Origin of the sequence: Mycobacterium sp. 1165178.9 (assembly GCF_001673555.1) — a bacterium.
In the GTDB taxonomy this organism is placed as follows: domain Bacteria; phylum Actinomycetota; class Actinomycetes; order Mycobacteriales; family Mycobacteriaceae; genus Mycobacterium.
Window position 1 is genome coordinate 1 of record NZ_LZMB01000579.1, and the last position, 20216, is coordinate 20216.

General features: G+C 68.8%; 21 protein-coding genes. 13 read left to right on the forward strand and 8 right to left on the reverse strand.

The annotated features are described in order from the left end of the window. The first annotated feature begins 240 nt into the window (after window positions 1–240). The 3 genes from A5652_RS24815 to A5652_RS24825 are packed head-to-tail and all read left to right on the forward strand — an operon-like array spanning window position 241 to window position 1796. On the forward strand, window positions 241–456 hold the full coding sequence (locus A5652_RS24815; protein WP_067358327.1) for a CbtB domain-containing protein: 216 nt from the start codon (window positions 241–243) through the stop codon (window positions 454–456). A 9-nt stretch (window positions 457–465) separates the two neighbouring features. Continuing rightward, window positions 466–1251, forward strand: a complete 786-nt coding sequence (locus tag A5652_RS24820) for a CbtA family protein (RefSeq protein ID WP_067358329.1) — start codon at window positions 466–468, stop codon at window positions 1249–1251. Beyond that, complete coding sequence (locus A5652_RS24825) at window positions 1248–1796, forward strand: histidine phosphatase family protein (RefSeq protein WP_067358331.1); 549 nt, start codon at window positions 1248–1250, stop codon at window positions 1794–1796. Before A5652_RS24820 ends, A5652_RS24825 begins: the two co-directional genes overlap by 4 nt. A gap of 3 nt (window positions 1797–1799) precedes the next feature. On the opposite strand, the gene A5652_RS24830 is transcribed toward A5652_RS24825, so the two are convergent. Next, entirely contained in the window at window positions 1800–3164 is a 1365-nt protein-coding gene (locus A5652_RS24830) for a serine hydrolase (protein WP_067358333.1), read from the reverse strand. Next, window positions 3139–3459, reverse strand: coding sequence for a mycobilin-forming heme oxygenase MhuD (mhuD, locus tag A5652_RS24835; protein WP_007772332.1), 321 nt, complete (start codon window positions 3457–3459; stop codon window positions 3139–3141). Before mhuD ends, A5652_RS24830 begins: the two co-directional genes overlap by 26 nt. 63 nt (window positions 3460–3522) lie before the next feature. Here mhuD and A5652_RS24840 point away from each other — a divergent pair, with 63 nt between their 5' ends. Further along, window positions 3523–4293 carry an alpha/beta fold hydrolase gene (locus A5652_RS24840; protein ID WP_067358336.1) on the forward strand — a complete coding sequence of 257 codons (771 nt, stop codon included), beginning with the start codon at window positions 3523–3525 and terminating at the stop codon, window positions 4291–4293. Between the two features lie 4 nt (window positions 4294–4297). On the opposite strand, the gene A5652_RS24845 is transcribed toward A5652_RS24840, so the two are convergent. Then, entirely contained in the window at window positions 4298–5209 is a 912-nt protein-coding gene (locus A5652_RS24845) for an A/G-specific adenine glycosylase (protein ID WP_067358337.1), read from the reverse strand. Between A5652_RS24845 and A5652_RS24850 the strand changes: the two genes are divergently transcribed. Continuing rightward, window positions 5208–5825: a carbonic anhydrase gene (locus tag A5652_RS24850; protein ID WP_067358340.1), complete on the forward strand. Its 618-nt coding sequence runs from the start codon at window positions 5208–5210 to the stop codon at window positions 5823–5825. The two genes, A5652_RS24845 and A5652_RS24850, sit on opposite strands and share 2 nt — an antisense overlap. A gap of 123 nt (window positions 5826–5948) precedes the next feature. Beyond that, window positions 5949–6758: a hypothetical protein gene (locus A5652_RS24855; protein ID WP_156745529.1), complete on the forward strand. Its 810-nt coding sequence runs from the start codon at window positions 5949–5951 to the stop codon at window positions 6756–6758. A gap of 22 nt (window positions 6759–6780) precedes the next feature. Here A5652_RS24855 and disA read toward each other — a convergent pair whose 3' ends face one another. The 3 genes from disA to A5652_RS24870 are packed head-to-tail and all read right to left on the reverse strand — an operon-like array spanning window position 6781 to window position 9907. Next, window positions 6781–7854 (reverse strand): DNA integrity scanning diadenylate cyclase DisA, encoded by a 1074-nt coding sequence (disA, locus tag A5652_RS24860; protein ID WP_067358344.1) that lies wholly within the window; start codon window positions 7852–7854, stop codon window positions 6781–6783. 6 nt (window positions 7855–7860) lie between these two features. Beyond that, on the reverse strand, window positions 7861–9297 hold the full coding sequence (gene radA, locus A5652_RS24865; RefSeq protein WP_067358346.1) for a DNA repair protein RadA: 1437 nt from the start codon (window positions 9295–9297) through the stop codon (window positions 7861–7863). Window positions 9298–9346: 49 nt separating this feature from the next. Then, window positions 9347–9907, reverse strand: coding sequence for a hypothetical protein (locus A5652_RS24870; protein ID WP_067358349.1), 561 nt, complete (start codon window positions 9905–9907; stop codon window positions 9347–9349). 289 nt (window positions 9908–10196) lie between these two features. On the opposite strand from A5652_RS24870, the gene carD reads away from it, so the two are divergent. From carD to A5652_RS24900, 6 genes are read left to right on the forward strand one after another with little or no spacing between them, the layout of a single operon-like run. Then, on the forward strand, window positions 10197–10685 hold the full coding sequence (gene carD / locus A5652_RS24875; protein ID WP_007166539.1) for an RNA polymerase-binding transcription factor CarD: 489 nt from the start codon (window positions 10197–10199) through the stop codon (window positions 10683–10685). Window positions 10686–10700: 15 nt separating this feature from the next. After that, the gene (ispD, locus tag A5652_RS24880; protein WP_067358351.1) at window positions 10701–11405 is read left to right on the forward strand and encodes a 2-C-methyl-D-erythritol 4-phosphate cytidylyltransferase; all 705 of its coding nucleotides are present in this window, start codon (window positions 10701–10703) and stop codon (window positions 11403–11405) included. Beyond that, entirely contained in the window at window positions 11402–11890 is a 489-nt protein-coding gene (ispF, locus tag A5652_RS24885; RefSeq protein WP_067358353.1) for a 2-C-methyl-D-erythritol 2,4-cyclodiphosphate synthase, read from the forward strand. Before ispD ends, ispF begins: the two co-directional genes overlap by 4 nt. 49 nt (window positions 11891–11939) lie before the next feature. Further along, window positions 11940–13358: a cysteine--tRNA ligase gene (cysS, locus tag A5652_RS24890; RefSeq protein WP_067358363.1), complete on the forward strand. Its 1419-nt coding sequence runs from the start codon at window positions 11940–11942 to the stop codon at window positions 13356–13358. Then, window positions 13359–14291 (forward strand): 23S rRNA (guanosine(2251)-2'-O)-methyltransferase RlmB, encoded by a 933-nt coding sequence (gene rlmB / locus A5652_RS24895; RefSeq protein WP_067358356.1) that lies wholly within the window; start codon window positions 13359–13361, stop codon window positions 14289–14291. A 35-nt stretch (window positions 14292–14326) separates the two neighbouring features. Beyond that, entirely contained in the window at window positions 14327–15286 is a 960-nt protein-coding gene (locus tag A5652_RS24900) for a glycerophosphodiester phosphodiesterase (protein ID WP_369805871.1), read from the forward strand. Here A5652_RS24900 and A5652_RS24905 read toward each other — a convergent pair. Beyond that, on the reverse strand, window positions 15283–16695 hold the full coding sequence (locus A5652_RS24905) for an NAD(P)/FAD-dependent oxidoreductase (protein WP_067358360.1): 1413 nt from the start codon (window positions 16693–16695) through the stop codon (window positions 15283–15285). The genes A5652_RS24900 and A5652_RS24905 overlap by 4 nt on opposite strands. 170 nt (window positions 16696–16865) lie before the next feature. Here A5652_RS24905 and A5652_RS24910 point away from each other — a divergent pair, with 170 nt between their 5' ends. Next, complete coding sequence (locus A5652_RS24910; protein WP_067358362.1) at window positions 16866–19508, forward strand: LuxR family transcriptional regulator; 2643 nt, start codon at window positions 16866–16868, stop codon at window positions 19506–19508. Here A5652_RS24910 and A5652_RS24915 read toward each other — a convergent pair. Then, a partial coding sequence (locus A5652_RS24915; protein ID WP_304441786.1) for an ArsB/NhaD family transporter occupies window positions 19505–20216 on the reverse strand: 712 nt, incomplete at its 5' end. The two genes, A5652_RS24910 and A5652_RS24915, sit on opposite strands and share 4 nt — an antisense overlap.

The window sequence follows — 20216 nt, forward strand, 5'->3', positions numbered from 1 at the left end:
GCGAAAGCCGGGGCGCACAGCGCCGGTGACCCGGGGCCGGACGTCCAGTAGCGAACAACGGAAAACGGGCGGTAGTCGATCTCGGACTACCGCCCGTTTTCGCTGCCCCCTACACTGACCGTTGTCATCGACGTGTAACGGAATCTGGTGAAAATCCAGAACGGTCGCGCCACTGTCAAAAGTCAGACCCGATGCTCGTCATACCCAGCGGGGACGCGTTATCCCCAGAAGGAGTCGATTGTGTCCCACCCGCAGCTAACCGGGAGCCGCACCCGATCGGTCGACCTGTCCGCGGCGCGCACCGCACTCTGGTTGGCGGCGACCGTCTTCCTCGCGTTGCTGGCGCTGTACTTCGTCGGCGTCGACCAGGGGGCCGTCTCGCTGTTCGGCAGCGATTCGCACGTGCACGAGTTCATGCACGACGCACGGCACCTACTCGGCTTCCCCTGCCACTGACCGCGCCTCGTGGAGAAACGCCTAATCGGGGGCGGTCTTTTGGCGGGTGCTGTCGGCGCGGTGCTGGCGTTCGTTTTCGCCCGCGTGTGCGCCGAGCCCGTCATTGGTCGCGCGATCTCCTTTGAAGAAGGCCGCACCGACGCCGAGAACGCCCGCGGCGTGCACGAGCACGGCGCGGAGTTGTTCACCCGCGGCGTGCAATCGGGCCCCGGGCTGGGATTCGGTGTGCTGATCTTCGGCCTCGCGATGGGAGCGCTGTTCGCCGTGCTGTTCAGCGTCGTGCATGGGCGGGTCGAAGTGGCCCAGCCACAGCGGCTTTCGCTGCTGTTGGCGGCCGGCGCGTTCGGGGCGGTGTACGTGGTGCCGTTCGTGAAATACCCGCCGAACCCACCGGCCGTCGGGCAGGCCGACACGATCGGAGCGCGCACCGGCTGGTACCTGGTGATGGTGCTGTTGTCGGTGGTGCTGGCGATCGGTGCGGTATGGCTGGCGCGGCGGCTCGCCCCCCGGTTCGGGGCGTGGAACGCGGGACTGCTGGCGACCGGAGCGTATCTGGTGGTGATCGTGGTGGTGGCGGTGCTGCTGCCGACCGTGAACGAGACACCCGAACCGCTGCGCGACGCCGCGGGGACGATCATCTATCCGGGATTTCCCGCCGACGTCCTCTACGAGTTCAGGTTGCTGTCGCTGGCCACACAGCTGGTGCTGTGGGCGGCCATCGGTCTGGTGTTCGCGACGATCAGCGGACGGCTGCTTGCGGTGCGGACGCGGCAGGCGTCGAGTATCGCGGCGTGACCGGGGTCGTCCGGCTTACCCTGCTCTCGCATGGCATGACGGACGCCATGGCGGACGGGCGTTTTCCCGCCGACGAACGGCTCAACGCGATCGGCCGCCGCCAGGTTGAGGCGCTGGAAGTCGTCGCCGCTGCCGCGCAGCGGTGGCTGTCCGGACCCGAGCAGCGCACCCTGCAGACCGCGAAACTGCTTGGCCTGCAATCTCAAACCGAGCCGCAATTGGCCGACCTCGACTGTGGGCGCTGGCGCGGCGAGGCGCTTGCGGGCCTGCCACCGGATGAACTCGAGGCTTGGCTGAGCCAACCGGGCGCCGCACCGCACGGCGGCGAGTCGATCGCCGACCTGATCTTCAGGGTTGCGCGGTGGCTGGAGTCGTTGACCGCCAACCCATTACGTACGGTGGCCGTGACGCACCCGGCGGTGATCCGGGCTGCGATCGTGGCGGCCCTGGACATCACGCCGGCGTCGTTTTGGCGGATCGATGTCCGGCCGGCCAGCCGCGTCGTGATGCACTTCCGGGAAGGCCGTTGGGCGTTGCGCTTGTAAACGTCAGCGCGGGGCGATCAGCGCGAAGGCCTGCTTGGCGATTTTCAGCATCCATCCGGTCACCGTCGGCCCGTGATCGCGCGGCCAGTTCAGCTGAAAGCTCACCACCCATGGCTGCTGCGCCTTATCGACGGCATACCAGCTGAACGTCAGATCACCCGGCAGGCCACCGGCTTTCGCGCCGATATACGGCCAGACGTTGTGGTCGAGCTGGATACCCGCGACCGCGGAGAGGATCTCGCGCACCGGCGCGGCCTTGCCGACCGCGTCGGCCTGCAGCGCCGCATGGACCCGACAGATGTCCTCGGCGTTGCCGTACCACTCCGCACCGTAGGAGGACGCCGGCGAGTGGGCCCGCATGGGATCCGGGTCATACGGCGTCGAATTCGCCTGCTTCAGCAGCTGCGCGCGGACTTGCGGCGATCCGTGTTCCCATTGGCTGCGCAGGTCCGGCCTGCCCCAGCCGACGGAGAACAACTCGTACATGGTGGGGAATGGGGTCATGCTGGCGGGGTCGTGATGGCCCGCTGTGACCAGCGCTTCGGAGATGGCGTGCGTGCCCATCTTCTCGATCAGCAGGTCGGTCGCCATGTTGTCACTGGTGGCGATCATCTTCTCGGCGGCGGTGCGCACCGAAACGTGCGCTCCGGCAGGCAAAGCCAGCCCCGACGAGCCGACCGCCCGGCTCTTGTCGGTGACCGTCAGCTGGTCATCCCAGGATACCGTCCCGTCCTTGATCGCGCCCGCCAGCGCGTGCAACACATACAGCTTGAAAATCGATGCCAGCGGCAAGGATTCGTGTGTATTGGTGCCGGCCATCGGGTCGCAATGCCCGTCGTTCACCTTGGCGACCTGATAGGAGTAGCGCGCACCGGTCTTGCCCAGCGCCGCGTCGATGTCGTGCCACGAGCCGATGGTGGGCGCCTGGGTGTCGAGATCGAAGTGATCCACCCAACCGCCGTCGTCGGTGTGGATCCGGATGTCCTGTCGGGCGCCGTAGGAAGAGGTCAGGTGCAGGGTCGCCACGCTCGCGCCGAGGTCGACGCCGTCGAGCGTGAACGGACGGTCCCACCACAGCGCCTCCATGGTGGTTTCCACCGACTCGACCTTGTCGGGCGCGGCGAGCGTGCCAACCCCGACCGGGCCGATGGGCCAGTCCGAGTTGAGCATGTCCAGCGTCTGCTGGGCCCTGATCCCGGGCGGGGTGCGGGTATCGATCTGCCGTCCCGGATTCGCCGCGTTCGCCTGCGGGGAGGGGTTGGGGGCGCAACCGGGCGCCAATGTCACTACCAGTGCGGCGGCCGCGCTCAGCGCCCACGCGCGGCGCCTGGCCGATAACCGGCTAGCCAGCCTGCTTGTTGCCGGCAACGTCCATCACAACCTCGAATTCCAGCAGCGAGGCCCCGGTCGCCACCGGCTTCGCCCGCTCTCCAGAGTGCGCTTCGATGGCAGGCCCCTGCGCCCACGCCTGGAATGCCTCTTCGGACTCCCACTGGGTCACCACGAAGTAGCGGTTCTCGCCCTTGATCGGGCGGAGCAGCTGAAAGCCGAGGAAGCCGGGCTGGTTGTCGACGGCGTGCGCCCGGTGGGCGAATCGCTTCTCCAGCTCCGGGCCGGCGTCGGCGGGTACTTCGATTGCGTTGATCTTCACCACTGGCGACATGCCGCTAGGCTACCTCGCCCCTCCCCGTGCCCGGGCCCAGGGCGGTGCACGCAAGATGGTGCTATGCCCAGCCATCTGTTGACTTGCCACGGGGGAGAGGGCGCGCCGCTGGTGCTGTTACACGGCCTGATGGGACGGGGGACCACCTGGCCGCGGCAACTGCCGTGGCTGACCCGGCTGAGCACCGTCTACACCTACGACGCGCCGTGGCATCGGGGCCGCGACGTCGAAGATCCGTACCCCATCAGCACCGAACGGTTCGTGGCCGACCTGGCCGACGTGGTGGGCACGCTGGAGGTTCCGGTCAGGATAGTCGGGCATTCGATGGGCGCCCTGCACGCATGGTGCATGGCCGCCGAGCGGCCAGAGCTGGTCTCCGCGCTCGTGCTCGAGGACATGGCGCCGGACTTCCGCGGCCGCACCACGGGGCCCTGGGAACCGTGGCTGCACGCCCTGCCCGTCGAATTCGGCTCCGCCGAACAGGTTTTCGCAGAATTCGGGCCGATCGCCGGCCAGTACTTCCTGGAGGCGTTCGACCGCACCGAAACCGGCTGGCGGCTGCACGGTCACACCGCACGGTGGATCGAGATCGCCGCCGAATGGGGCACGCGGGACTACTGGACCCAGTGGCGCGCGGTGCGTTGCCCCGCACTGCTGATCGAGGCCGGGAATTCGGTCACCCCGCCGGGGCAGATGCAAGAGATGGCCGAAACCGGCTTCACGACAACATATTTGAAGGTCCCGGAAGCCGGTCACCTGATTCACGACGAGGCGCCCCAGCTGTACCGCGACGCGGTCGAGGCGTTTCTGGCGGCGCCGCGCTCGCCGGCCTGACGGGCTACTCCTCACCGGCCAGCGCGAACCGGCCGTCCCGCGTCTGCGTCACCAAGCCATCGGCAAGCAGCGAATACAGCGCCCGGTCGCGCTGTGCGGTGTCGGTCAGCCACGCCACGTCCAGGTCGGCGCGGGTCACCGGAGAATCGTGGGCGCGCAACACATCCATCAGCCGGCCGCGAACCTGACGGTCCGTCCCGGCGTAGGTCTGAACCCGGCGTGCCGGGCCCTGCGCGGGCGGGTAACCGGCGTGCCGCCACGCGCATCGGCCCAGCGGGCACAGCCCACAGCGCGGCGCGCGCGCCGTACACACCGTCGCGCCGAGTTCCATCAGCGCGACGGAGAACTTCGGTGCGGTTCCGTCCTCGGGCAGCAGCGCCGACACGTCGGCGTGGTCGCGCGTCGCGGACGGTGCGCCCGCGTCGGCCAGGCCATGCACCGCCCGGGCCATCACCCGGCGCACGTTGGTGTCCACCACCGGTACCGTCTGGCCATACGCGAAGCAAGCGATCGCGCGGGCGGTGTAGCTACCGACTCCCGGCAGGGTCAGCAGGGTGTCGACGTCCTCGGGAACCCGGTCGCCGTGATCGCGCGCGATCACGATTGCGCACTCGTGCAACCGCTTGGCCCGTCGGGGGTAGCCCAGCTTGCCCCAGGCGCGCAGCACGTCCGCGGCGCTGGCGGCGGCCGTCGCCGACGCCGTCGGCCAGCGCCGCACCCAATCCGTCCAGATCGGCAGCACCCGCGATACCGGCGTCTGCTGAAGCATGAATTCGCTCACCAGGATCTGCCAGGCGCTCACCCCGGGTTCGCGCCACGGCAGATCGCGGCGCGAACTTTCGTACCAGTGAACAAGATTGGTGACGGATATGAAATCGGGGCCCGCAACCGGCGAATGCGGCATGATGTCAGCCATGCCTAACACCAGTCCGGTAACCGCGTGGAAGTCACTCAAAGAGGGTAACGAGCGATTCGTCGCGGGTGAGCCGCAGCATCCTAGCCAAAGTGTTGAGCATCGAGCGAGCCTGGCCGGGGGTCAGAGCCCCAGCGCGGTCGTGTTCGGCTGCGCCGACAGCCGCGTGGCCGCCGAGCTCATCTTCGATCAGGGCTTGGGTGACATGTTCGTGGTGCGCACCGCCGGGCAGGCCATCGATTCGGCGGTGCTGGGCTCCATCGAGTTCGCCGTGGCGGTGCTGAACGTACCGCTCATCGTCGTGCTGGGTCACGACAGCTGCGGCGCCGTCAAGGCGGCGCTGGCCGCGATCGACGATGGCACGATACCGGGCGGTTTCGTGCGCGACGTGGTGGAACGCGTGGCCCCATCGATCCTGATGGGGCGGCGCGAGGGCCTCAGCCGCGTCGACGAGTTTGAGAAGCGGCACGTGTGCGAAACCGTTGCGCAACTGACGTCTCGGTCGGCGATCATCGCCGAGCGGGTGGCCGCGGGCACCGTCGCGGTGGCGGGGGTCACCTACCACCTTGCGGACGGGCGGGCGGAGTTGTGCGACCACGCCGGGGACATAGGCGAATAGCGCTCAACATTGCGCCCGTGGGTGGCGTTCCTCAGCGCCACTACACGCCGGTTGCCCAGCAAACCTGGCGACACGCCGAGGCGGGTCAGCCGAATCGATGTGACCTGGGCCTACGCTGCGAACGTGCTCGATCTGGAACCGCGTGGCCCGCTACCCACCGAGATCTATTGGCGGCGCAGAGGCCTGGCCATTGGTATCGCGGTCGTCGTGATCGGGATAGTGGCCGCCGTCGTCATCGCGTTCATGGGACATAACGCGGGAGCCAAGCCCGCCAGCGCCGACAAAGCCACCGCCGCTCAGAACAAGCCGGTATCGCCCGCGCCGCAGGCGCCCCCACCCCCGGGTTCCGAGGGTCCCGCTCCGGTTGTGCCGCCGGCGCAGGGGCAGAACCCCGAGACCCCGACCCCCACCGCCGCGGTGCAGCCGCCACCGATCCTGAAGGAGGGCGACGACTGCCCCGATTCGACGCTGGCGGTCAAGGGCCTGACCAACGCGCCGCAGTACTTCATCGGTGACCAGCCCAAGTTCACCATGGTCGTCACCAATATCGGGCTGGTGGCCTGCAAGCGCGACGTCGGCGCCGCGGTGCTGGCTGCCTACGTCTATTCGCTGGACAACAAGCGGCTGTGGTCGAACCTGGATTGCGCCCCGTCCAACGAGACGCTGATCAAAACCTTCACACCGGGCGAGCAGGTCACCACCGCGGTGACGTGGACGGGAATGGGTTCGGCCCCGCACTGCCCGCTACCGCGGCCGGCGATCGGGCCGGGCACCTACAACCTCGTCGTGCAGCTGGGCAATCTGCGCTCGATGCCGGTCCCCTTCATCTTGAACCAGCCGCCACCGCCGCCGGGTCCGGTGCCCGGACCGGGCCAACCCGGCGCCGTGCCCCAGCCGGAGGCGCCGCCGGTGCCCGCGCCGCCGGCCGGCTAAGGCCACCCACCTCAGCGCGCACCTAATTCAATGAGTCGGTGATCGTCGACTCGGCCAGCTGCGACAGCCCTTCCCGCACATGGCGGGCCCACATCGCGCCGATGCCGTCGACCGACTGCAGGTCGGTGGCGCTCGCTGCGAGCACGTTCTGCAGCGTCCCGAATGAGCGAACCAGTAGGTCGGCGTGGGCGAACTGCAGCCGGGGAATGCCGGCCAGCGCACGGTAGCCGCGCGGGCTGACCGCCGAATCCTGCGCCTCGGTGGTCGTCGGATACCCGAAAACCTTTGCCAGAATGGTGAAGTCGAGCAGCTCGGTATCGGACAGCGCGTCCAGCTCGTCGAGCGTGGCCGACACCGGCGCCTCGGACAGCGGCTCCGGGCTGGCGTGATAGTCGCGCACGATCAGTTCGCGGGCATCCTCGTTGCCGCCCAGCAGTTCGTCGAGCTGCAGGCGCAGTTGGCGGCCGTCGGTGCCCAGTTCCACCACGTCGTTGTCGATCACCTCGCCGATCCGGCGGACCAACTCGAGCCGCTGCACCACGGTCAGGACGTCACGCAGGGTGACGAAGTCCTCGATCTCGGCGCGCGAGAGCTGCCTGCTGACCTCGTCGAGCCGGATCTTGTAGCGCTCCAGGGTGGCGATAGCCTGGTTGGCCCTCGACAGGATGGTCGCCGAGTCGGCGACCACGTGGCGCTCGCCGCCCACGTACACCGTCACGATGTTCATCGAGTGGCTCACCGAGATCACGGGGTAGCCGGTCTGGATCGCGGCCCGCTCCGCGGAGCGGTGCCGCGTTCCGGACTCGTCGGTTGCGATCGACGGATCCGGTACCAGCTGCACGTTGGCCCGGACGATGCGGCTGCCGTCGGTGGACAGCACCACGGCGCCGTCCATCTTCGCCAGCTCGCGCAGCCGGGTGGGGGCGTAGCGCACATCCAGAGCGAACCCGCCGTCGCAGATGGCCTCGACGGCCTCGTCGTTGCCGAGCACGATCAGCGCGCCGGTACGCCCACGCAGGATGCGTTCCAGGCCGTCACGCAGCCCGGTGCCCGGAGCCAGGCGGGCTACAGTCTCACGCAGCGTCGGACGAGTCACAAAAGGTCATTCTTCAGGCCGAACGCGCGATGCGTCTAGCGATCGCGAGTTTGCGGGCGCTTCGCCGCGGTGGCCGGCGATGTCGATCATGTGCTCCAGCGCCGCCACGATGGTGGGTGCGCGCAGCGCGCGCATCCCCTTCGGCACGATCTCGCGCCGGGGATCGTCCCCGTCGGGGATGAGCGCGATGCGAAACCCCTGGCGCGCGGCTTCGGCCAGGCGCCGCTCCATGCCGCTGACCCGCCGGAGGTCTCCGGCCAAGCCGACCTCGCCGATCATCACGGCCGTGGTGGGCAGCGGCAGGTCCGCGAGCGCGGAGGCCAGTGCGACGGCGACCGCCAGGTCCGACGACGGGTCGGTCAGCCGCATGCCGCCGACCGTGGACAGGTAGATGTCGTTGGCGGCGACGGGCAACCTGGCGTGCTTTTCCAGCACCGCGGTGATCATCGCGGCCCGCGATTGGTCGATGCCGCTGACCGCGCGGCGCGGCGAGCCGCCCGCCGGCGTGGCAAGCAGTGCCTGCACCTCACCGATGAGCGGCCGCTTCCCGTCGAGCGTCACCGTGATCGCGGTGCCGGGAACCGGGGCCGGGCGCTGATCCAGGAACAGGTTCGACGGGTCGGCGACGCCCTCGATCCCGTTGTCGTGCAACAGGAAACACCCGACCTCGTCGGCGGCCCCGAACCTGTTCTTGATCCCCCGGACCATGCGCAGCGAGCCGTTGCGGTCGCCCTCGAAGTGCAGCACCACATCGACCAGATGTTCTAAGGACCGCGGGCCCGCGATGGCCCCGTCCTTGGTGACGTGCCCGACCAGGATCAGCGCGACCCCATTGGTTTTGGCCGCCGCGGTCAGCGCCGACGTGACCGCGCGCACCTGCGTGACGCCGCCGGCCACCCCGTCGGCCTCGGTGGTCGACATGGTCTGCACCGAGTCCACGATCACCAGCGCGGGCTTGACGGTGGCGATGTGCTCGAGCACGGTGTGCAGATTCGATTCGGCGGCCAGATAAAGTTCGTCGCTGCCGCAGCCGATGCGGTCGGCGCGCAGCCGGATCTGGCCCGCGGACTCCTCACCGGAGATGTATAGCGCTCGGCGGCCGGATCGCGCCCAGCGATGGGCGACCTCGAGGAGCAGCGTCGACTTACCCACACCAGGATCGCCGGCCAGCAGGGTGACCGAGCCGGGCACCACGCCGCCGCCGAGCACCCGGTCGAGTTCGTCTACACCCGTCGAGCGGTGCCGGCTGGCATTGGGCTCGACGGAGGTGATGGGCACGGCCGGCGAGGCCATCGCCAGGCCGCTACGACGGCCGCTGACCGCACTGAGAACCGGGACCTCGTCAACGGTGCCCCAGGTGCCGCACTCGAGGCAGCGGCCCACCCACTTCGCGGTGACATGCCGGCATTCCGAACACCGGTACTGGGAGCGCGCTGTTGCCACGCCATGACGGTATCGAGCCGCTACGACAAGCCCGCGTCACGACAGGCGGTTACCCCGCTTGGTTTTCCTGCGGCGGCTTCAGCCCGGCCGAAATGGGCACGGCGACGGTGGCCTGCCCGGCTTTCTCGAAGTTGAAGGTGAAGTTGTAGGTGAGGCCGTTGGAGATGGGCTTGGCCAGGTTGACCGTCGCCTTGGCCGCCGCGGTGTTGGAACCGACCGGACCCGGTGCCACCTTCTCGCCCTCCGGGGTGCCGACGAACAGCGATCCGCCGGCGGGCAGTCGAGCGTCGCCGCTGATCGTCACCGTGCCGATGTCGCTGGTGATGCCGACCAGCCTGTCGGCGGTCGTCGCCGACTGGTTGACGGCGACCAGCACGAGGTCCACGGTCCGGCCCGGCTGCAGGTAGTCGCCGGTTTGGCTGGCCTGGATCCGAATGTTGCGCAGCGCCACGTTGTTGAACGTGACCTTATTGCCGTTGATGGCGGGCTCCTGGACCGCCATCTGGGAGACCTGACCGGCTCCGCAACCGGTGAGCGAAGCGGCCAGGACGGCCAGCGCGCCGGCGACGGCGAGCGCGGGCAGGCCGAGGCGGATCTTGAAGCGGTTCACTCTCTCAAGCCTCCTGCTGAGCCGGTTCGACTAATGCAACTATGCACAGTAGTAGCAAGGCCTGGCGCGCGATAGCGCGGGGCGCCAGACCTGCGCAGTAGCACGGAAAGAGCTGTTTTCAAGGCCGCCGCCGGGCGGCTCCGGGAGCGTTGGTAAGGTGCTGCACTGCACGACTTGATCCGCATGTCAACCCCTAATCTTCGCGTGTTGTGCCCCTGACCTGCATCGTTGCTTCGCGCGTAGTTAGGTGGCCGTGTTAGGATGAAGTAACGAAAGGGGCTCGAATCAGATGATCTTCAAGGTCGGCGACACCGTTGTTTACCCTCATCACGGTGCTGCGTTAGTCGAGGCGATCGAAACCCGCACCATCAAAGGGGAGCAAAAAGAGTATCTCGTCTTGAAGGTGGCGCAGGGCGACCTGACCGTTCGAGTTCCCGCTGACAACGCTGAGTACGTCGGTGTCCGCGACGTCGTCGGACAAGAAGGTCTCGACAAGGTCTTCCAGGTGCTGCGCGCGCCGCACACCGAAGAGCCGACGAACTGGTCACGCCGCTACAAGGCCAATCTCGAAAAGCTTGCGTCCGGCGATGTCAACAAGGTCGCCGAGGTAGTCCGCGACCTGTGGCGTCGCGACCAGGAGCGTGGTCTGTCGGCCGGCGAGAAGCGGATGCTGGCCAAGGCCCGCCAGATTCTGGTCGGCGAGTTGGCGCTGGCCGAAAGCACCGACGACGCCAAGGCGGAGACCATCCTCGACGAGGTTCTGGCCGCCGCTTCCTGAAGGTCCTGACACTCGGTGGCCCCGGAGACGGGCACCTCAGGCAAAGTAGTCGCAGTCGTCCCCGCCGCAGGGTTGGGTGAACGACTCGCCGCGGGAATTCCCAAGGCATTTTGTTTGGTCGACGGCCGCACGCTGCTGCAGCGCGCCGTCGCCGGTCTGCTGGAATCCGGGGTCGTCGATCATGTCGTGGTTGCGGTCCCCGCCGACCGTATCGGCGAGGCCAAGCGGCTCCTGGGCGATCACGTGGGCACCGGAATGGTCACCGTCGTCACGGGTGGCCCGGACCGCACCGAATCCGTCAACCTGGCCCTGGCGGCCCTGCCCGCGGGGTCTGAGTACGTGCTGGTACACGACGCCGCGCGGGCGCTGACGCCCCCGGCGCTGATCACCCGCGTGGTGGCGGCGCTGCGCGCCGGTCACGACGCCGTTGTGCCCGCGCTGCGCCTGCATGACACCATCAAGGCCGTGGACGCCAACGGGGTGGTCCTGGGGACGCCGGAGCGCGCCGGCCTGCGCGCCGTGCAGACTCCGCAGGGCTTCGCGACCGATCTGCTGTCCCGTGCCTACCGCGCCGGGGCCGGGAAGCCCGGTTTCACCGACGACGCGTCACTGGTCGAGCACGTCGGCGGCCAGGTCCAGGTAGTCGAGGGCGATCCGCTCGCTTTCAAGATCACCACCCAGCTCGATTTGTTGCTGGCCGAGACCGTGGTCCGCGGGTGAACGCGCCGGATCCCTTTCCACGGGTCGGACTCGGCGTCGACGTGCACCCGATCGAACCCGGGCGGCCGTGCTGGCTGCTGGGTCTGCTCTTTGCCGACGCCGACGGCTGTGCCGGACATTCCGACGGCGACGTCGGGGCGCACGCGCTGTGCGACGCGGTGTTGTCGGCGGCCGGGCTGGGCGACGTGGGCGCGGTATTCGGGGTCGACGATCCGCGCTGGAAGGGCGTCAGTGGTGCCGACATGCTCCGCCATGTCGCCGATCTGACGTCGCATCAAGGCTTTCGGATCGGCAACGCCGCCGTACAGGTCATCGGCAATCGGCCGAAGGTCGGTCCACGCCGCGACGAGGCGCAGCGGGTGCTCTCGGAATTGCTGGGCGCGCCCGTCTCCGTCTCGGCGACGACGACCGACGGGTTGGGGCTGACCGGACGCGGTGAGGGCATCGCCGCCATCGCCACCGCGCTGGTGATCGCCACCCGCTAAGGCCGCGCAGCGCCGGGCGCCGGGAATGTACCCGGTAAGCTGGCACGTCGTGACCGATGACGCCCGCTTGCGGCTACACGACACGGCAGCCGGTGCCGTGCGTGATTTCATTCCGTTGCGCGAGGGTCACGTCTCCATTTACCTGTGTGGCGCCACCGTCCAGGGCCTGCCGCACATCGGCCATGTCCGCAGTGGGGTGGCCTTCGACATCCTGCGCCGCTGGCTGATCGCCCGGGGCTGCGACGTCGCCTTCGTCCGCAACGTCACCGACATCGAAGACAAAATTCTGGCGAAAGCGGCGGCCGCGGGTCGGCCGTGGTGGGAGTGGGCGGCCACGTACGAGCGCGCCTTCAGCGCCGCCTATGACGCACTGGACGTGCTGCCGCCGTCGGCCGAGCCGCGAGCCACCGGGCACATCACCCAGATGGTCGAATTAATGGAACGGCTGATCGAAACCGATCACGCCTACGCCGCCGGCGGTGACGTCTACTTCAACGTGCTCAGCTATCCCGAATACGGGCAGCTGTCCGGGCACAAGATCGACGACGTCCATCAGGGCGAGGGCGTCGCGACCTGCAAACGCGATCAGCGCGACTTCACCCTGTGGAAGGGCGAAAAGCCCGGCGAGCCGTCGTGGCCCTCGCCGTGGGGACGAGGGCGCCCTGGCTGGCACCTGGAATGCTCGGCGATGGCCCGCACCTATCTCGGCCCGGAATTCGACATCCATTGCGGTGGAATGGACTTGGTCTTTCCGCACCACGAAAACGAGATCGCCCAGAGCCGCGCCGCCGGCGACGGATTCGCTCGCTACTGGCTGCACAACGGCTGGGTGACCATGGGCGGCGAGAAGATGAGCAAATCGCTGGGCAACGTGCTGGCGATACCGGCGTTGCTGCAGCGCGTGCGCGCCGCCGAACTGCGCTACTACCTGGGCAGCGCCCACTACCGGTCGATGCTGGAATTCTCCGAGGTCGCCCTGCAGGACGCGGTGAAAGCCTATGTCGGCGTTGAGGAGTTCCTGCATCGAGTGCGGGTGCGGGTGGGTGGCGTCGAGCCCGGGCAGTGGACGCGGAAGTTCGCCGAGGCCCTCAACGACGACCTGGCCGTGCCGGCCGCGCTGGCCGAAGTGCACGCCTCCCGTGCGGAAGGCAACCGGGCCCTGGACTCCGGCGACCACGAAGGCGCGCTGCAACATGCCGGCGCGATCCGCGCGATGATGGGCATCCTGGGTTGCGACCCCCTCGACGAACGCTGGGAAACCCGCGACGAGACGTCGGCGGCGCTGGCCGCCGTCGACGTGCTGGTCCAGACGGAGCTGGAGAACCGGCAAAAGGCGCGCGAGGAACGCAATTGGGCGCTCGCCGACGAGATCCGCGACCGGCTCAAGTACGCCGGCATCGAGGTCACCGACACCGCCGACGGCCCGCAGTGGGAGCTTTTGGCCCACGATGAAAAACGCGACAAGTAGATGGCCGGCAACTCGCGTCGCCGTGGGGCGATTCGAAAAGAGGGCACCAAGAAGGGCCCCACCGTCGGTTCGGGGGGTCAGCGCCGCCGCGGCCTGGAGGGACGTGGCCCCACCCCGCCCGCGCATATGCGCCCCAACCATCCGGCCGCCAAGCGCGCCAAGGCCCAGGCCCGTCGGCCGGCGCGGGGCCGCACCGACGAATCCGAGACGGTACTGGGCCGCAACCCGGTGCTGGAGTGCCTGCGTGCCGGGGTGCCGGCAACCGCGCTCTACGTGGCGCTGGGCACCGAAGCCGATGAGCGTCTCACCGAATCCGTAACCCGCGCAGCCGATTTGGGAATCTCCATCCTCGAGGTGCCGCGCACCGATTTGGACCGGATGACCAGCAACCATCTGCATCAGGGGATCGCGTTGCAGGTGCCGCCCTATGACTACGCCCACCCCGACGATCTGGTTGCCGCCGCGATCGCCTCGCCGCCGGCCCTGCTGGTCGCGCTGGACAACATCTCCGACCCCCGCAACCTGGGCGCCATAGTGCGTTCGGTGGCGGCGTTCGGCGGCCACGGGGTGCTGATCCCGCAGCGACGCTCGGCTTCGGTGACCGCGGTGGCGTGGCGCACCAGCGCCGGGGCCGCGGCCCGCATCCCGGTGGCGCGCGCCACGAATCTGACCCGGACACTGACGGATTGGGCCGGCCGCGGGTTGCGGGTGGTCGGGCTGGACGCCGGCGGTGACACTTTGCTCGACGACATCGACGGCACCGATCCGCTGGTGGTCGTCGTGGGCTCGGAAGGCAAGGGACTATCGCGCCTGGTGCGACAGAACTGCGACGAAGTGGTGTCCATCCCGATGGCTCAGAACACCGAATCGCTGAACGCGTCCGTGGCGGCCGGGGTGGTGCTCGCCGAAATCACGCGCCAGCGCAGGGGTTAACCCGGGTGCCCAGCCCGCCCGCGCGCCTTCATGCCGTGCTGGTGGTGCTGCTGGCCGTCGCGCTGTGGCCTGTCGTCCTCGCCCGCGCCCAATCACCCGATTTCGACCTGCAGGCGCACCGCGGCGGGCGTGGGGAGACCACCGAGGAGTCCCTGCGAGCGTTCGCCAAGGCCCTCGAATTGGGCGTCAGCACTTTGGAACTCGACGTCGTCCTCACCGAGGACGGGCAGCCGCTGGTGTGGCATGACCCAACGATCCAGCCCGAGAAGTGCGCCGACACCGCGCCCGTGTTCGACGGTGATCCGCAATATCCCTACGTCGGCAAGCTCGTGCACGAGCTCACCCTGGCGCAGGTCGACACCCTGGACTGTGGGCGTCTGCTCAGTGACTACCCTCGGGCCGAAGTGGTGTGGGGCAACAAGATAGCGACGCTGCCGCAGGTGTTCGCGCTCGCGGACTCCTACCGCGCCGATGCGATTCGCTACAACATCGAAACCAAAGTGGAGGCCGATCAGCCCGGCACATCCGGCGAACCGCAGGAGTTCGTCGACGTGATACTGGGCGCGGTCAGGTCTGCGGGCAAGGTCGACCGCGTAGAGATCCAGAGCTTCGACTGGCGCACCCTGCCGCTGGTGCGGGGGGCCGAGCCGTCGATTCCGTTGGTGGCCCTGTACGACGAGCACACCTGGGCGCCGAACTCGCCGTGGCTGGCCGGCTTGAACCCCGCGCTCATCGGCGATCCCCTGACCGGCGCGCGGACGGTGGGCGCCAGCGTCGCCGCACCGGACTACCGGCTGGTCACCGGCAAGCCCTACGTCGACCACGCACACGCGTTGGGGCTCAAGGTGATTCCCTGGACGGTGAACGACGCCGCCGCCATGCGTCAGCAGATCGGCTTCGGCGTCGACGGCGTCATCACCGACTTCCCGACAGTGTTGCGCGGCGTGCTCGCCGAACTGGCGATGCCGTTGCCGCCGTCCTACCGGCGCGGCTAGGGAGCTACGCTGCCCGCCAAGTCGTCGTCCGCGCGAGCCGGCTGCTCGTCGCCGCGGCGCGGTCGGCGGCGGTTGGCCAAGGCGGCCCGCCACATCATGTCCGGGCGCAGCAGCCGGGTAGCGGGATCGATGAGCGCGGTGACCTTGACGAAGCGATCCACGGCGACGGGGTCGTATTCGGTCGCGGTGAGTATGCGATCGAGGTACCCGTTGAGTAGTCGGGTGAGCAGCGGTGGGGTGCCCTCGATTTCGGGTAGGCACAGATCGGGGTTGGCCGACAGCTCCCACGCCTGACGGATCGGAGCGGCGGCGGCGCGGAAGAATCGCCGCGCCAAATCCTTTGTGCCGCCGGACAGGCAGTCACGCAGCGCCACTGCCTCCAGCGCGGCGACCGTCATGCCCTGGCCGTAGATCGGGTTGAAGCTGCAGATCGCGTCGCCCATGACCAGCAGGCCTTCGGGGAAGCGTTGCATCTTGTCGTAGCGGCGCCATTGACTGGACGGCTGATTGTGCCGGGTGGGCTCCCCGATGGGTTCGGCGGCCAGGACCGCGGCCAGCAGGTGGGGCGGTGCGCAGTCCCAGACGAACTCGCACATCGATATCAGGTCTATCGACGACGGCGCGTGGGCCGCTACTCCGAAAACGGTGAACATCCAGGTGTCGTTCTCCGTACGCAGCATGCCCAGCCCACGCGGCCGGCCCGGCACCGGTCCAACGACGAAGCCGAATTCGTGCAGCGCGTCGGGCGCCATGCGCAGGCATTGGCTCGCATAGGTCAGGTGCACCGGCACGTGGACCTCGGGTGGGCGCTCGTAGCCCATGGCGCTCAGCCATGCCGGGGTACGGGCACCGCGCCCGGTGGCATCGAGCACCAGGTCGGCGCTCAGCGTGGTGTCCTCACGGGTCCGGCGGTTGACGACCCGAGCGCCGGTGACGCGGCGGCGGTCCGTCGTCGTGGTCAGGTCCACGATGTCGTGTTCATCGAGCAGCGTGACGTTGACGATGCGGCGCAGTCGCGCGCGGACGTGTTCCTCGAGGAAGGGCCGGGTGGCGAGATAGGCGGCGAACGAGGGGGCCCCGCCGGTGCGCACCATGAGGTGCCCGCCCAGGTTGTAGTACAGCTGCGAGAGGTCGCGGCCATCCAGGTAATGCGCACCATTGGTGGCCATCTCATCCAGGACGCCGGGGAAAAATTGGTCGACTACCTGGGCGCCACGAGGCAGCAGGGCATGGAGGTGGCGACCCTGTGGCACGCCGCGGCGGGCGGCGGCGGTTTCGGGCGGGATGTCGGGCAGCGGATCGCGCTCCACCACCGTGACCGTGTGGAAGAACTCGCTGAGAGTACGCGCGGCGACCAGACCCGCCATGCTCGCTCCCAATACCAACGCGTGACTGCCGACCTTTGCCATAACCCACCACCTGTGCTGAGCGCTTATCTGACAAAAGCCATGCTCATGGTCCGGAAACGGGGCCGACAGCGTAGTCGACTACGTCATTGCTGCTGGGCGGCTACACGTAAGGCCACCAAAACACCGTCAAAGCCTCGCGTTCGACGCTTGCGCGCCGTTATAGTCGCCGAGTGATCGGCGCCGAGACGCTGACCGGGCGTGACAGCGAATGGGGGATTATTCGCCGCGCCCTGAGTCCGGGCGGCGCCCACCGGGGCGTTGTGATCGCCGGAGCCGCCGGAGTGGGTAAAACCTGGCTCGCCCACGAAGTGCTGCGGCGCGCCGAGGCGTCGGGTGAACGGACCCGGTGGATCGTCGGCACCGACTCGGCACAGGCGCTGCCCCTGGGGGCGTTCATCGGCGTGATGACCGAGGCGATGAACGAGGCACAGTCGGATCCGCTGACCGATGTGCGACGAGTGATCAATTCGTTTGTCGCGCAACAGCGTCAGCGCCGCGTGGTGGTGGGGATCGATGACGCGCACCTGTTGGACGGCCTGTCCGCGCTCGTGGTCCACCAGCTGGCGCAGTCCGGTGGGGTCCGGCTGGTGGTCACCGTCCGCAGCGGCAGCGACGAGCCCGATGCGGTGACAGCGCTGTGGAAAGACGGGTTGCTGGAAAGGCTTGACCTCAGACCGTTTTCGGCGGCGGAGACGCGCGAAGTCATCGAAAGCAAGCTGGACGGCCCGGTCGATGCGCGCAGCGCAAACCGGTTCCAGAAGCTGACCGGCGGCAACGCGTTGTTCCTGCGGCAGCTGGTGGCCGATCAAGTGGCCGCGGGACGGATGCGCAAAACGGCCGGGGTGTGGATGTGGGACGGCGACGTTGCCGTCTCGGAAAGCCTGTCCGACACAGTGGGCCGCCAAATGGGTCGACTCAGCCCGGAAATGGCGACGGTGATCGACACGTTGTCGCAGTGTGAGCCGCTGGCCGTAGAGGTGCTGTGCGATCTGGCCCGGCGCAGCGACCTGGCCGCAGCCGAGCGGATGGGGCTGGTGAACATCGAACGCACCGGCGCCGGGTTGACGGCCAGGCTCGCCCATCCGTTGTTCGGTGAGCTTCGCCGCGCGGGCGCCGGCGAGCTGTACCTGTCGGAGATCCGTGGCAGGTTGGCGACGCGGCTGGGCAAGGACGGCGACGCCGACATGCAGGCCACGGTGCGCCGCGCGCTGCTGCGTCTCGAGTCCGACCTCGATCCCGACCCCGCGCTGTACCTGGAGTCGGCGCGGCATGCGATGACCCTGTTGGATCTCGATCTGGCCGACCGCTTCGCCACCGCGGCCGCTCAGGCCGGTGCGCCCGGGGCAGCGGGGGTGCGGGCCATGAACCTGGCGTTGCTCGGGCGGGGCGAGCAGGCCGAGGCGGCGCTGCGCGAGATGGCCGACGGTGACCTGCCCGACGCCCATCACTGGGCGACCGTGCGGGCGGCCAACCTGATCTGGCACCTCTTCAAGCCTAGAGAAGCGGCCGAGATCCTCGAGGGTCTTGCGGCGGTTGATTCCGAGACGCCGGCCCAGCGAGCCGAGCGGTTGGCGGTGCAGGCGTGCCTGGACGCGGTGGCGGCGCGCTGTGAGGCCGCGGCCGCGAATGCCCGGGCTGCCCTGGCTTTTCCCGACCTGCCCGGTTTCCACGCGATGATGGCGTCGCTCGCGCTGATCATGGCTATGGGGGCGCTGGGTCAGGTCGATGAGCTCGCCGACGTGGCCGAGCAGACGCTGCGGCGGGCGACGACCTCGTTTCAGGCGTCGCATATGCGGTTCTGGTTCGGCGCCGTCTACGGGCGTGCGTGCCGGCTGACCGGTCGGATCGATGAATTTGTGAGCACGGCGCGGCAACTGGCCGACTCGTCCCGTGACATTCCTGGGCTGGCGTATGCGAACCTCGCCCTGTTGTCGGGCAACGCCGAGCTGGCCCGCGGCGCCGTCGCCGAGGCGGCCCGGCTGGTGCACGAGGCGGTGGCCGGAGTTCAAATACTCTATGTGACAACGGGTTTACGCCCGGCGAGCTACTTCGCGTTGGCCGAGGCGCACGCCAAGCTCGGGCAGGCCGACGAAGCGAAGGACGCGGTGACCGCGGCGCGGTCATGCGTGCCCGTCGACTTCCTGTTCATGCACACCGGCCTGTCACTGGCCGACGGGTGGGCCCTGGCGGCGAGCGGCCGGTTGGCCGAGGCCGTGGCGGGCGTGAAGGAGGCGGCGCGGCTTGCCCGCGATCGCGGCCAGCCCACGCACGAGCTGGCCTGTATCCAGGCGGCGGCGCAATGGGGTGATGCCTCTCAGGCGGTGCGGGCGCGGGAGCTGGCCGGAGTGTTGTCGCTGCCGCTGGCCGCCGCCGTCGCATCGCATGCGGAGGCGTTATCGGCCAAGGATGGTGAGGGCCTGCTGGCGGCCTCGGCGGCGTACCGGGGGATCGGCGATCGCGTCGCGGCCGCCGACGCCGCGGCGCAGGCGTCGGTGGTGTTCGACGAACACCAACAACGCCGCCGCGGGCTGTACGCCGCGGCACTGGCCAGGGAATTGGCCGACGATTGCGGTGGCTTGCATACGCCGGCGCTGCACACTCCGACCGGCCTGAAGTTGTCGGGCCGGCAGCGCGATGTCGTCGAACTCGTGGTGGCCGGATTGTCCAACCGCGAGATCGCCGAGACGCTGGTGATGTCGGTGCGCACCGTGGAGGGCCACGTGTACCGGGCCTGTCAGCGGGTGGGGGCGCAGTCGCGCGAGGAGTTGGCCTCGATAATCCGATCGGGCCCCTGCGGCCCGCCGGCGCCCTAGACACCCAAGAGCCACGCCGACGCCCACAGCGCCAGCACCGCCACCGCCAGCGAGGCGGGCACGGTGCACACGCCGAGGCGGGTGTATTCGCCGACGCCGGCGTCGACGTCGTGCTGGCGTAACACGCGCCGCCACAACAGGTTCGACAGCGAACCGACGTAGGTCAGGTTTGGCCCGATGTTCACCCCGATCAGCACCGCCAAAACCGCCACCGGTCCGCTCGGCGCGACCAACGGCAGCAGCACCAGCGTGGCGGGCAGGTTGTTGACGATGTTGGCCAGCACGGCGGCTATCGCGGCGATGGCGAGTAATGCTGGCAGGCCCGAGCCCGACGGCAGCACCGCCGACATCGCCCGGTCCATGCCGTTGAGCATGACGGCCTGCAACACGACGCCCAACGCCAGGACGAAAATCAGGAACGACACGTTCGCCGAGCGCGCGATGTCGGACACCGACGTGTGCCCGTGCCGCAGGCTGCGCGCCGCCAGCACCGCGGCCCCGCACAGCGCCACCCAGGCCGGGGCGATCCCCACGGACTGGGCAACCGCGAACCCGGCGAGTGTCAGCGCGACGACCACCAACACGAACACCGGTGGGGGCGGCGGCGGCCCCACCTGCTCCGGGCAGGTCGGGAAAAGCCAGGGCCGGCGTATGCAAGCCACCGCAATCGTCGGCCAATTCCCTGGCCAGTGCCGCGGCGTACAGCCC

Bases quoted from the DNA above. Each gene is read 5' to 3' on its own strand.
- mhuD (WP_007772332.1), bottom strand. From the start codon at position 3,459: ATGTCGCCAGTGGTGAAGATCAACGCAATCGAAGTACCCGCCGACGCC.
- rlmB (WP_067358356.1), top strand. From the start codon at position 13,359: ATGGCCGGCAACTCGCGTCGCCGTGGGGCGATTCGAAAAGAGGGCACC.
- A5652_RS24905 (WP_067358360.1), bottom strand. From the start codon at position 16,695: ATGGCAAAGGTCGGCAGTCACGCGTTGGTATTGGGAGCGAGCATGGCG.
- A5652_RS24850 (WP_067358340.1), top strand. From the start codon at position 5,208: ATGCCTAACACCAGTCCGGTAACCGCGTGGAAGTCACTCAAAGAGGGT.
- A5652_RS24845 (WP_067358337.1), bottom strand. From the start codon at position 5,209: ATGGCTGACATCATGCCGCATTCGCCGGTTGCGGGCCCCGATTTCATA.
- carD (WP_007166539.1), top strand. From the start codon at position 10,197: ATGATCTTCAAGGTCGGCGACACCGTTGTTTACCCTCATCACGGTGCT.
- A5652_RS24840 (WP_067358336.1), top strand. From the start codon at position 3,523: ATGCCCAGCCATCTGTTGACTTGCCACGGGGGAGAGGGCGCGCCGCTG.